The 10,857-nt window shown below is 69.4% G+C and carries 6 protein-coding genes; 4 read left to right on the plus strand and 2 right to left on the minus strand.

Going from position 1 to position 10,857, the window contains the following annotated elements; all coding sequences use genetic code 11:
* Positions 1–3,340, plus strand: a 3,340-nt coding sequence (locus tag FLL47_RS38055; protein WP_144127532.1) for a polymorphic toxin-type HINT domain-containing protein, incomplete at its 5' end; no start/stop codon positions are given.
* Positions 3,337–3,681: a hypothetical protein gene (locus FLL47_RS38060; protein WP_144127533.1), complete on the plus strand. Its 345-nt coding sequence runs from the start codon at positions 3,337–3,339 to the stop codon at positions 3,679–3,681. The genes FLL47_RS38055 and FLL47_RS38060, both read left to right, overlap by 4 nt.
* Before the next feature lie 77 nt (positions 3,682–3,758).
* On the opposite strand, the gene FLL47_RS38065 is transcribed toward FLL47_RS38060, so the two are convergent.
* Complete coding sequence (locus FLL47_RS38065) at positions 3,759–4,097, minus strand: avidin-fold protein (RefSeq protein ID WP_144127534.1); 339 nt, start codon at positions 4,095–4,097, stop codon at positions 3,759–3,761.
* 292 nt (positions 4,098–4,389) lie between these two features.
* Between FLL47_RS38065 and FLL47_RS38070 the strand changes: the two genes are divergently transcribed.
* Positions 4,390–7,287 carry a LamG domain-containing protein gene (locus tag FLL47_RS38070; RefSeq protein ID WP_186316154.1) on the plus strand — a complete coding sequence of 966 codons (2,898 nt, stop codon included), beginning with the start codon at positions 4,390–4,392 and terminating at the stop codon, positions 7,285–7,287.
* Positions 7,288–7,402: 115 nt separating this feature from the next.
* Positions 7,403–8,107, plus strand: coding sequence for an FG-GAP repeat domain-containing protein (locus FLL47_RS38075; protein WP_144127536.1), 705 nt, complete (start codon positions 7,403–7,405; stop codon positions 8,105–8,107).
* A 57-nt stretch (positions 8,108–8,164) separates the two neighbouring features.
* Here the strand turns inward: FLL47_RS38075 and FLL47_RS44875 are convergent, their stop codons facing one another.
* Positions 8,165–10,756, minus strand: a complete 2,592-nt coding sequence (locus FLL47_RS44875; protein ID WP_222106386.1) for an NPCBM/NEW2 domain-containing protein — start codon at positions 10,754–10,756, stop codon at positions 8,165–8,167.
* Between the last annotated feature and the right edge of the window lie 101 nt (positions 10,757–10,857).

Raw genomic sequence — 10,857 nt, forward strand, 5'->3', positions numbered from 1 at the left:
GGCGGTGTGGGCCGAGTCGGCCGCCGCCCACGCGCGCAAGGCGGCCGCCGACGCCGTCCTCGACGCGGACAAGTCGGCCCCGGCGATCGAGGCGGCGACGAAGGCCAGCGCCGCCGCGAGCAACGCGACCGACATCGCCGTCCAAGCGGGCCACGTGAAGCAGGCGATCGAGTCGGCCAACCAGGCGATCAGCGCGGCATATGCGGCCGCCGAGGATGCCGAGCTGGCCGCGATAGCCAACGAGGACGCGGCGCGGTTCGCGACGGAAGCCGGCGCGGAGGCGTCCGAGGCGGTGAAGCAGGCGCGGCTGGCGCGCGCCAACGCCGTTCGCGCCCAGCGCGCGGCGCAGGCGGCGGAGCGTTACCTGCAGGTCGCGCTCGCGGCGACGATCGCCGCGAGGGACGCGGCCCTGCGGGCGGCGGCCAACGCGCAAGCAGCGGCTCAGGCGGCGCTGCATGCGGCCGAACATGCCGGGCAGGCCGCGGAGGCGGCGAGCCTGGCCACCGAACACGCCAATGCCGCCACTGTCGCGGCGCAGGCCGCGGTCGACGCGGCGGCGCAGGCGGGGACGGTGTTCGACGCGGCCCGGGTCGCCGACGCGGAGCGGCTTGCCGTGATGCGTGACGAAGGGCTGGAGGGCGCGCAGGCCGCGAACGAGCTGTACGAGGCCCAGCAGCGCCAGGCCGACTTCGACGATGAGCAGGCGACCAAGCGCGATCAGCAGACCAGCCAGCTGATCGCGTTGGCGCAGAACCCGGCCACGCCGACGGCCGAGGCCGTGGCAGCCGCCCGGCAGGTGGCCCTGGCACTGGCCCAGGGGCAGGGCGTGTACACCCGCCAGGCGGCGCTGGACTCCCTGGCCGCCCCCGACGACCAGGCGCTCGAATTCGTGCGTACCGGTCTGGCGGCGGCCGAGGCCCGCGACGACCGGCACGCGGTGATGAACATCGCGGTCACCGACAACGCGGCGCTCGCCGCGGCTGCCAGAACAGCGCTGGCCGGCACCGACGCGCAGGTCCGCACGTTCCTGCGTACTCAGAACTATCCGGGCCGGTACACACAGGACCGGGTCAAGGTCAACCAGCTCCTGGCCGCGGCGAGCGCGGCCGGTGACGTGGTGCTGGCCCAGGCGGCGCAGGCCGCGCTGAACGCCGAGACCCTGCAGGCGCTGCGTGAGTTCCTCGACACCGGCCGGTACACCGCCGCCGCCACCGGGCAGCGGGTGCGGGTCAACCAGATCGCCGCCGCCGGCGGCCCGGAGGTCAAAGCCGCCGCGCAGATCGCGCTCGACGGCCCACCGGTGCTACTGGCCGAGTTCCTCGGCACCGGGCAGTACACCGCCGCGGAACGCGACTACGAGAGCATGGCCCACCTGTCGACGGTCGGCGGCATGCTCGAGAACATTCACCAGATCGCGACCACGGCGGTGCAGAACTCCCAACTGGCGCACTCCGTGGCCGCCCAGGCCCGCGACGACGCCCAGCAGGCAGCGGCCTACGCCATGCAGGCGGCGGCGTCGGCCGAGCAGGCCACGGCGTACGCGATCCAGGCACAGGCCTATGTGGCCGAAGCGACCCAGGCGGTCGACAAGGCCGCTGCCGCGGCCGCCACGGCACGGTCTGCGGCGACACGGGCCAGCACCTCGGCCCGCAGCGCCATCCGGTCGGCCGGATGGGCGCTGTTGTCGCATCAGGCTGCGGTGCAGTCCGCCATCGACGCCCATGACGCCGCGGAGTTCGCCCGGGCCGTGGCGCTGGCCACCGGCCTGAACGCCGCGGACGCAGCCAAGCAGGCCTTCGACGCCCACATCAGCCTGCGAAACGTGAGCATCACCCAGTGCCACCACGACTACGTCGACACCCCGTTCGACGGTCTGGAGGAGTTGTGGGGCCAGCCCGACGGATCCTTCGGCCGTAACTGCGTCCTCAACAACATTCCCAACCCAGCCGACCCCGACGAGTTCGTCAAACGGATCTACGGCAACGCCGCGCTATGCAAGGTCTACCCGGAGGGTGGACAGCTGTACCGGAACTGCGTCAATTCCACCGCAGATCCCGCGTTCGGCGCCATGATGCCGATGACCTACCTTGCGGAGGCCCTCAAGAGCCTGACGGCGACGTTCGCGACGGTGGGCCTGACCTCCGCAGTCCTGTGTGTGGTCACCGTCGTTTGCGCCACGGTCGCCGGGACCCTGTTCAGCCTGGTCGAAATCGGTGACAACGTCATCAAGCTCGTCAACGGCGACCAGACCCTGGCCCAGACCCTGCTCAACCTGGGCCAGTCCGCGCTGGAGAGCCTGCTGCTGGCCGGGGTCGGGAAGTTGCTCAGCGCCGGGTTCCGGCACCTCAAGGACCTTTACGTCGCGTCCCGGAACGCCAACAAGCTGCTGGTGGAGATCAAGCTGGCGGATCTGGGCCGGCTGCACCTGGTGACCGCGGAATGGCTGAAGTCCTGTGTCCGGACCGGCAACAGCTTCGCCCCGGACACCCCGGTCCTGCTTGCCGACGGCAGCAGCAGGCCCATCGCCGACGTCCGAATCGGTGACGAGGTGCTGGCCACCGATCCGCGAAGCGAGGTGACGCGGCCGCGACCGGTCACCGACACCATCGTCGGGACTGGGCGCAAGCACCTGGTGGAGATCACCGTCGAAGGTGCGGGCGACGAGAGCGGCCCGAGCCGGATCACGGCCACCGCCAATCACCCTTTCTGGGTCCCGGATCTGCGGCAGTGGGTCGACGCGGGCAACCTGCGGGCCGGTCAGTTGCTGCGCACCGGTTCAGGCGCATGGGTGCAGATCAGCGCGGTCCGCTCGTGGACCTCGCAGGCGACGGTCCACAACCTCACCGTCGCCGAAGACCACACGTACTACGTGGTCGCCGGGGGCACGCCGGTTCTCGTACACAATGCAGACGGCCCGCCCTGCATAACCTTGGCCGCTCGTGATCACGTGATGAAGGGCGTGATCAACGGCGGAGGAGGCTTCGCGGGTTGGCACCTGCACCCGAACCAGTCGGGCGGGATTCCCTCGGACAGATTCATCAACGGCACGCTGCAAGTGCTGAGCGACGGTTCTGTCCGGGTCAACGGGACTGTCGGTGCACGGCTGCCGGATGGCTCGATCATCACCAAGGACGCCACGGTGGGGCATACGTTCTTTCCTGAGGACTGGGATGAAAACAAGATCATAGAGGCGGGGCAGTATCTCTTCGCCCATGGCAGGTACACGTATCCCACGAAGGTCACGGCAACCTATGACGGTGTGAAGATGACCGGATTCCTCGAGAAGCAGGCCGACGGAACCTATTCGCCGTCGACGTTCTTCCCTTCGGGGGGCAAATGACAGCTGTCTGGGAGTTCGCCTTCGACGAGGACGACGACCTCGTCATCACCAGCGAGTGGGTGCCGGCCGACCGCAAGCCGGCCCTGGAGATGCTGATCATGCTCCTCGGCGCCGCATGGCTGGTGGAGTTGTATCTCACGGAGTGGAGGAGACTCGAAGCCGAATTCGGACACGGCTATTCGGTTGGCACCGACGCGGTGAAGGTCCGCCGCATCGACGCCGAAGTCGCCTGCATCGAGGGCATCTACGGTCAGGTCGAACCAGCGACGATCGGTGTCGCCGATCTCATCGAGATGTTGGAGAGTCTGGCCCGACATCTTCGTCGGCTCGGTCGCCTCTGAGGCGTGAGGTGTGACGGCCGGGTGACGGGTTGCGGTGATCGGATACGGTCCCCGCAACCCGCCCCCAGCCTGACGCTTCAGCCGTGCTCGACGACGGCGCTCGTACCCGAGCCGGGCCGCGACTCCCACTGCCAGGTCTCGTCCAACCTCAGCCGACCGTCGTGCTGCACGGACAACGCGGACACACAGTGCCCTGTCGAGGTCTGCCCGTCGGTGTTGAGCTGTGTGTACCGGAATTCGAGTCGGTCGCCGTCGCGGGTGCCGACGAGGAAGCCGCGACGGATCGCGCCACCGGCGTATTCGGCCCAGATCATGCCGTCGTGCTCGTGGTAGGTGAACACCGTTTTCATGCCGACCTCGCCGCCGGCGACGTCGGCCACGGCGGCGAAGCGACGCCCGTCCAGTGATGCGATCACGAGTTGGATCCTGACATCCCATGCCGCGCGGCAGGAACTCCCGTCCGGGCTCCAATGGCGTGTCTCGCGCGTAACGGCTCTGGGCGCGCCGCCGCTGTACGCGATCGTTCCGGTCGATACGAAGGTGCAATCACGACCGTCGGATTGGCCCTTGACCCCTCCTGCGGCGGGACGCTACGTTCCGCGAGCGGATCCCATCTATGGGTTCCGCGCAAACACGGGGAGTTGACTTGCCATGCCATCAAAATGGCGTATGGCGACCTTCAGCGTCGCCACAGCAATGACAGTGTCCATGTCGGCACTCGGCCTGTCCGCGCCGGCCTCCGCCGATCCGATCGCGATACCGTCGCTCGTCGGCGACGGCGTCTACCCGGGTGCGGCACAGATCCTGGAAGAACAGAACGTCCGGCTGATCGCGGGCGACGGGCACGTTCTGCTCGTCGACTGCGCGACGCCGCCGCAGGGTGACATCGGCCTGCTGAAGATCTGGACCACCGACGAGACGATCGGCACCAGCGGCATCGGCCTGGTGTGCTTCAAAGTGACCGCCGACGCGGGCTGGCTCAGCCTGGAGGTCCCCGGGGTGTACGAGATCCGCGGCGACGGCCAGCGGACCGGCACCGGCCACGAGGTGACCGCCGAGCTCGAGGACGCGACCGGCGAGGAGATCACGGTCGAGGTCGACCCGGACGGCAGCACCCCGGTGGGTCTGGGCGCCGACCCGACCGCGCCGCCGACCATGCTGCTGCAGCTGCGGGCAGGGGAGGGCGCCGCGCCGGCCGTCGGCACCCAGACGGCGATCGGCAAGCTCTTCGCCGTCGACCGGATGTGCACCGCGACCCTGGTCGCGCCGCGCTGGGTGCTGAGCGCGACCAGCTGCTTCGCCGACGATCCCCTGCAGCCGGCACTGACCGAAGGCGCCCCCGCGCGCCCCGGTGTCGTCCGGTTCCCCGGCCACGCCGCCGCGACGATCGACTGGGTGACCCCGCGTACGGGCCGTGACCTGGTCCTGGCTCGCCTGGCCACGCCGATCCTGGACATCACGCCGGTGGCGCTGGCGACGGCGGCCGCTGCCACGGCGACCGCGGTCGGTTACGGCCGCACGGCCGTCGACTGGGTCGCCGATCAGCAGCAGAGCGCCCAGCTCAGCTTCACCGGCAGCACCGCCACGACCCTGTCGTCCACCAGCGGCCCGCTGGTGTGCAAGGGCATGGCCGGCGCGCCCGTGCTGTCCGGCGGCAAACTCGCCGCGGTGCTGACCCAGGCGGGCCAGGCGGGCTGCTTCGACCTCACCGCGACCGGCAGCGCCGTCACCGCGACGCGCGCCGACGACCTCGCCACCTGGTTCAACGCGATCACGACCACGGCCGCGGACCACAGCTGGAGCCTGGCCGACACGCCTGCGGGTGCGAGCACCGGCACGGCGGTGACGACCGCGTCCGACAGTGTGTACACCGGAACCGCGCGGCCGCTGACCGCGACCGCGGGTGCGACGTGGAATGTGACCGCCGGCGACACGTTCACCCCGAGCGTCGCGCTCGACGGCGTCTCCGGCAGCCTGGCCACGACCGCTTCGGCGGTGGCCACCGACGGCTCGTTCACGGTGTCGGCCTGGGTCAAGCCCACCGGCCAGCCCGGAACCGTGCTGTCCCAGGACGCGGTCAACAAGACCGGGTTCGAGCTGTCCTCGACGGCGGGCAACGCGTGGCAGTTCAGCGTGTCGACCGAGGACTCGCGGTGGCTGTCTGTCTGGCAGGGTGCACGTTCGGACGGCGACACGCTCACCGTCGGCAAGTGGACGAAACTCACGGCTTCCTTCAACAAGACCGACGGCGTCCTGAAACTGTTCGTCGACGGCGTCGAGGTCGGCCGGCACAGGAACGACGGAAACGCCAGCGTCAGCTCGACCGGGCCGTTGCGGATCGGTGCGCAGCGCTCGCGCGGCACCGTCGGCAGCTTCTTCGGCGGCCAGGTCGCGGCGGTCCAGGTGTGGAACAGGGTGGTCGATCCGGTGCAGGCCCAAGGCCCTGCCAGCTATTACAAGCGCCTGGCCGCGCCGACCCGATTCCTGGACACTCGCAACGGCACCGGCGGCACCACCGGCACGGTCGACCTGAACGATTCCATCCGGGTGCAGATCGCCGGGGTCAACGGCGTGCCGGCCACCGGCGTCACCGCCGTGGCGCTGAACGTGGCGACCGTCTCGCCGCAGTTCGGCAGCGGACTGGTGGCCTGGCCCGACCTTACGCCGCAGCCGTTGGGCGTCAACCTGAAGTACCGTGCAGGGGTCGTCACGTCCGGCTACATGATCGTTCCGGTGGGCAGCAACGGTTACATCCGCCTGTCGCCCGTCTGGCGGGAGACGTTCTTCATCAGTCAGCCGACTGACAAGAGCACGCACATCCTGGCCGACGTCAGTGGCTACTTCACCACGGACAGCGCCGTCACCGGGATCAGTTCCTACACCCCGGTCGTGCCGGTCCGCTTCGCGGACAGTCGCACGGGGGCCGGTGGCAACACCGGGAAGGTCCCGGCCGGCGCCACGTGGAATTACAAGGTCACCGGTGCGACGGTCGGGACGGGCACGGTTCCGAACGGGATCACCGCGGTGGCGGTCAACATCACCACGGTCTCCGCCACGGCAGGCGGGTTCGTCACCACCTGGGAGCAGGGGCAGGCCAAGCCGGCCGTATCCGGTCTGCAGTATCAGCCGACCGATGTCTACGCCGGCATGGCGATCATCCCGGTCAACCCCACCACGGGCCAGTTCTCCCTGAGCGCCCACCAGCCGACGCACGTCATCATCGACATCCTGGGCTACTTCGCGCCCGGCACCAGTGGGCAGAAGTACCACGCGTTCCCGTCCACCGGCCTGTTGTACACGGCTGAGAGTGGCACACAGGCCCCGGCAGGGGGCAGCAAGACCGTCACGCCGGTCGCCAACATGGTCGGCGCCAACATCACGCTCGTCGTCGGACTGGCTGCGCTGTCATCCGGCGGTGGCATGGTCACGTCCTACCCCAGCGCCACGCCCGCGCCGAGCACGTCGACGCTGAACTTCATCGTCGACAAGTCCGTCAGCAACAGCACCGTCGTCAACGCCGGTGCCAACGGGTCGGTCGCCTTCGCGGTCAGTGGATCCGCGGCGCACCTTGCGGTGTACAGCGACGGGTTCTTCTCCAACAACTGACAGCCGATCCCGGCGGCGGCGCGGATGCCGCGTTCGCCGCCGGGGTTCGCAAGTCCTGAGTCACCCAGGCTGGGCCGCGCCGAAGCGTGAGCTTCCGGCGCGGCCCGAGCTACGGGTGCTCGACACCGAAAGATACGGCGTGCTGGTCGCCGACTTCAACGGTGATGGTAAGGACGACCTCGCATATCACGGGCTGTGCGGCACGCCCTCGGTGCCGTGCTGGCGGGTGCTCGCGAGCACCGGCACCGGCTTCGCCGCGGCGCGAAACTGGTCCACCGACAGCACGGTGACCAGTGCGGACACCTTCACCTACGGGTTCCATGTCGGCGACTTCGACGACGACGGCCGGGCCGACATCGCCTTCCGGGCATCGTGTGGCACCGACCGGCACGCCTGCTGGACGGTGCTGGCGAGCCAGCCCGGCGACTCGTTCGCCGTGCGCGGCTTCGGCGACGGGATGTGGGCCGATCCGGCGCTGACGCCCACCTACGGCGTGCTGGCCGCGGACTTCGACGGGGACCGCCGCACCGATCTCGCCTATCCCGGGCTGTGCGGCACCGGTGTGTCCTGCCTGCGCGTCCAGTCGTCCACCGGAACGTCGTTCGTCTCTCTGAACTGGATCACCAGCCCGTTCTACTTCGACGACGCACCGGTGAACGTGAGCGCGCACTTCGGCATGCGCGCGGCAGACCGCAACGGCGACGGGCTCGCGGACGTCGCGACCTGGGGCAAGTGCGGTGCGCCCGGCGTACCGCAGTGGCGCTACCTGCTGAGCACCACCGGCGGCGCGACGGTGTCCTGCTCCACGACCGGTCCCTGAGCTGTGCCGTGCGGGTGGCGGTTCCTCGGAGCCGCCACCCGCACATGGGTCATGCCGTCAGTAGACGATGATCTTGTCTAGGTCGGGGGCGAATGCGGTGTCGTTGAAGAACCTGACGGTGTGCACACCGGGACCGAGCTTGACCTGTATCGGCGCCGAGTCCACCGGATCGGTCCAGCTGGTTCCGGTGAGGGTGACCAGTTGCGGCACACCGCCGTTGATGCCGATGTAGAACGACCGCGTGCCGTTGACGACGTACGAAACCGTCAACCGGTATGCGGGGGAGGGGAGGTCGACCGTCAGCGTCACCTGGTTGGCGCCGTTGCCGATGAAACCGACCTTGTTCCCACCCGAGCAGGTGGGACAGGCGGTGACCACCGCAGCACCGACGAGGGTGCCGGACTCGGCCTCCACGCCGCCACAGGTGATCTTCAGGTTGGCCCAGTCGGCGTGGTCGGAGGTGACGCCGTTCCCCGCGTCCGTGACGACCAGGCGCAGCATCGTCGCGCCGCTGACGTCGGCGGTCAGCAGCGAGGCCGCCTGGGAAAAGGTCTTCGTCCCGCTGTCGGCGACTTTCGTCGAGTCCTTCCAGATCTGGAAGACGACCGACCCAGCGGCGGTCTCCTCGTCGTCCACACCCACATATGCGCTGACCGACATGCAGCCGCCGCCCAGGTAGTAGTAGACCTCGGCGGGCGCATGCATGCCGAGGCCCTTGTAGTAATGGGTGCCGTTGATGGTCTGGGGGTTTCCGTCGCCGGCCGCGTCCTCGCCCACGCTGCTGTTCTTCTCCACCGGCCCGAAGCCGTTGGCGGCCCAAAGCCAGTTCGTGTCGCTCAGGTAGGACGTGCCGCGCGGCGGCGGAGCGAACTTGGGCGTGACGACGGCCTGGTTCCAGGTCTGCACGAAGGCGACCTGCCCGCCGAAATAGCCGCCGACGGTGGCGGCACCGGTCCGGTAGGCCCCGATGCGCAGCGCTCCACCCGCGTTCCAGCTGGTGCTGTGCGGGGCGAACGCCACGTCCGCGTCGCCGACGCGCAGGTAGACCTTGTTGTCCGCCTTCTTGAACGTCGCGGTCAGGTGAGTCCACACGCCCGGTGCGAAACTAGCCGCCGGGGCTGCCGCCGTGTCCCACACGGGGACGGCGACGTCGGAACGGGTCATCGCGAAGCGCCAGGAGTTGTCGGACGGGTCGGCCCACAGCCGGAATCCCGCCGTGTTGACACCGTCCTGGGACAGAACCGTCCCGGCGACGGTGGCCTTGGCCCAGACGCTGACGGTGAAGTCCTCACCCGTGGTGACGGCGGGTGCGCCGGTGGTGAGCGTGCCGGTGGTGCCGTTGAGGGCGATGTTCGGGCTGAACTGGTCGCCGGTGTTCCAGGTCGTGCCGGCGGTGGCGGTCAGTGGCAGGGCGGTGCCGGTGAACACGGTGTCGGTGGTGGTGGTCACAGCGGTGCCCGGTGTGGCCGCCGCCGGCGTGTCGGCGAGGGTCCAGGTGTGTGCGGCGGTGGTGGTGGTGATGGCATTGGACCAGGTGGTGAGGTCGTCGGTGCGGGTGGCCGTCACGCTGGTGTCGGTCGCGGTGACGCCGAGGCAGCCTGCCTGTCCGGCTTGGGTGAGGATGGCGGCGAGTTTGCCGTCGGTCAGGACGGGTGCGCCGGCCATGCCGCTGCATACGAGCGGTCCTGATGTGGTGGTCAGGGTGGTGGCGGTGGTGTTGGTGAAGGTGATCTGTGCGGTCTGCTGCTGGTCGGTGATCCAGTCGGTGTTGCGGCCGTATCCGGTGGCGGTCAGCGCGACTCCGGTCGGTGCGGTGGTCGCGAGCGCGACGGGAGTGATGTCCTGAATGGCGGTGGCCAGGCGGGCCAGAACCACGTCGCGGCCCGCACGCGGACTCAGCCAGTCCACCGCGACGGCGGCGTGGCCGGGGAACACGACGTGGTGCACTCCGACCGGGGCTCCCTCGGTCACCTGGGGCTGGTTCGGGTCGGTGGCGAGGCAGCTCGCGGCTGTGAGGACCCAGCGGGGTGCGACGAGGGTTGTGGTGCACATGCGGTCGGGGCCGGTGAGTTTGCCGACCGCGGCTTGTGTGCCGGTGACGGGTGCGGGGCCGTCGCCTGCGCGTAGTTGGAGCAGCATGGTGGGTGGTGCGGTGGGGTCGGCGCCGAGGCCGACGGGGGTGCTGCCGTCGGGGTCGATCTCGACGGTGATCTCTTCGCCGGTTTCGTCTTCGAGTTCGGCGGTGACTTCGTGGCCGGTGCCGGTGGTCTGGCCGTCGCCGCGGATTTCGTAGACGCCGGGTACTTCGAGGTTCAGTACGCCGGATGGCGCGTTGACTTTGAAGCAGACCCGTCCGACGCCGTCGGGGCCGATCAGTTCGTCGGTGGTCCACACCTTGAGCAGGCCGATGTTGCCGACCGGTGGGGTCGCGCAGTCGGCCAGCACGATGTGTCCGTCGCCGGAGATCAGTCGGACGTTCTGCTCGGCGAGAATCTGCGCCGCGTCAGGGTAGGGATAGACACCGTCGTCCACCAGGGACGGAAGCGCGACCGGAACAGCACCGGCCGGTGCGGACACACCGACCACCGCCACCGAGAACGCCAGCGTGGAAGCGGCGCAGAGCGCCGCCGAACGCCACTTGGAACTCATACAGGAACTCCCCGTGATGTGTTTCGCAGAACCTGCCGGCGGATGCCGGCAGGAAGTAGCAGGACGCGCGTGCCGACACCCCACGTGCCGTCGTGCAGGGA

The organism is Catellatospora sichuanensis, assembly GCF_007483665.1.
Lineage (GTDB): Bacteria > Actinomycetota > Actinomycetes > Mycobacteriales > Micromonosporaceae > Catellatospora > Catellatospora sichuanensis.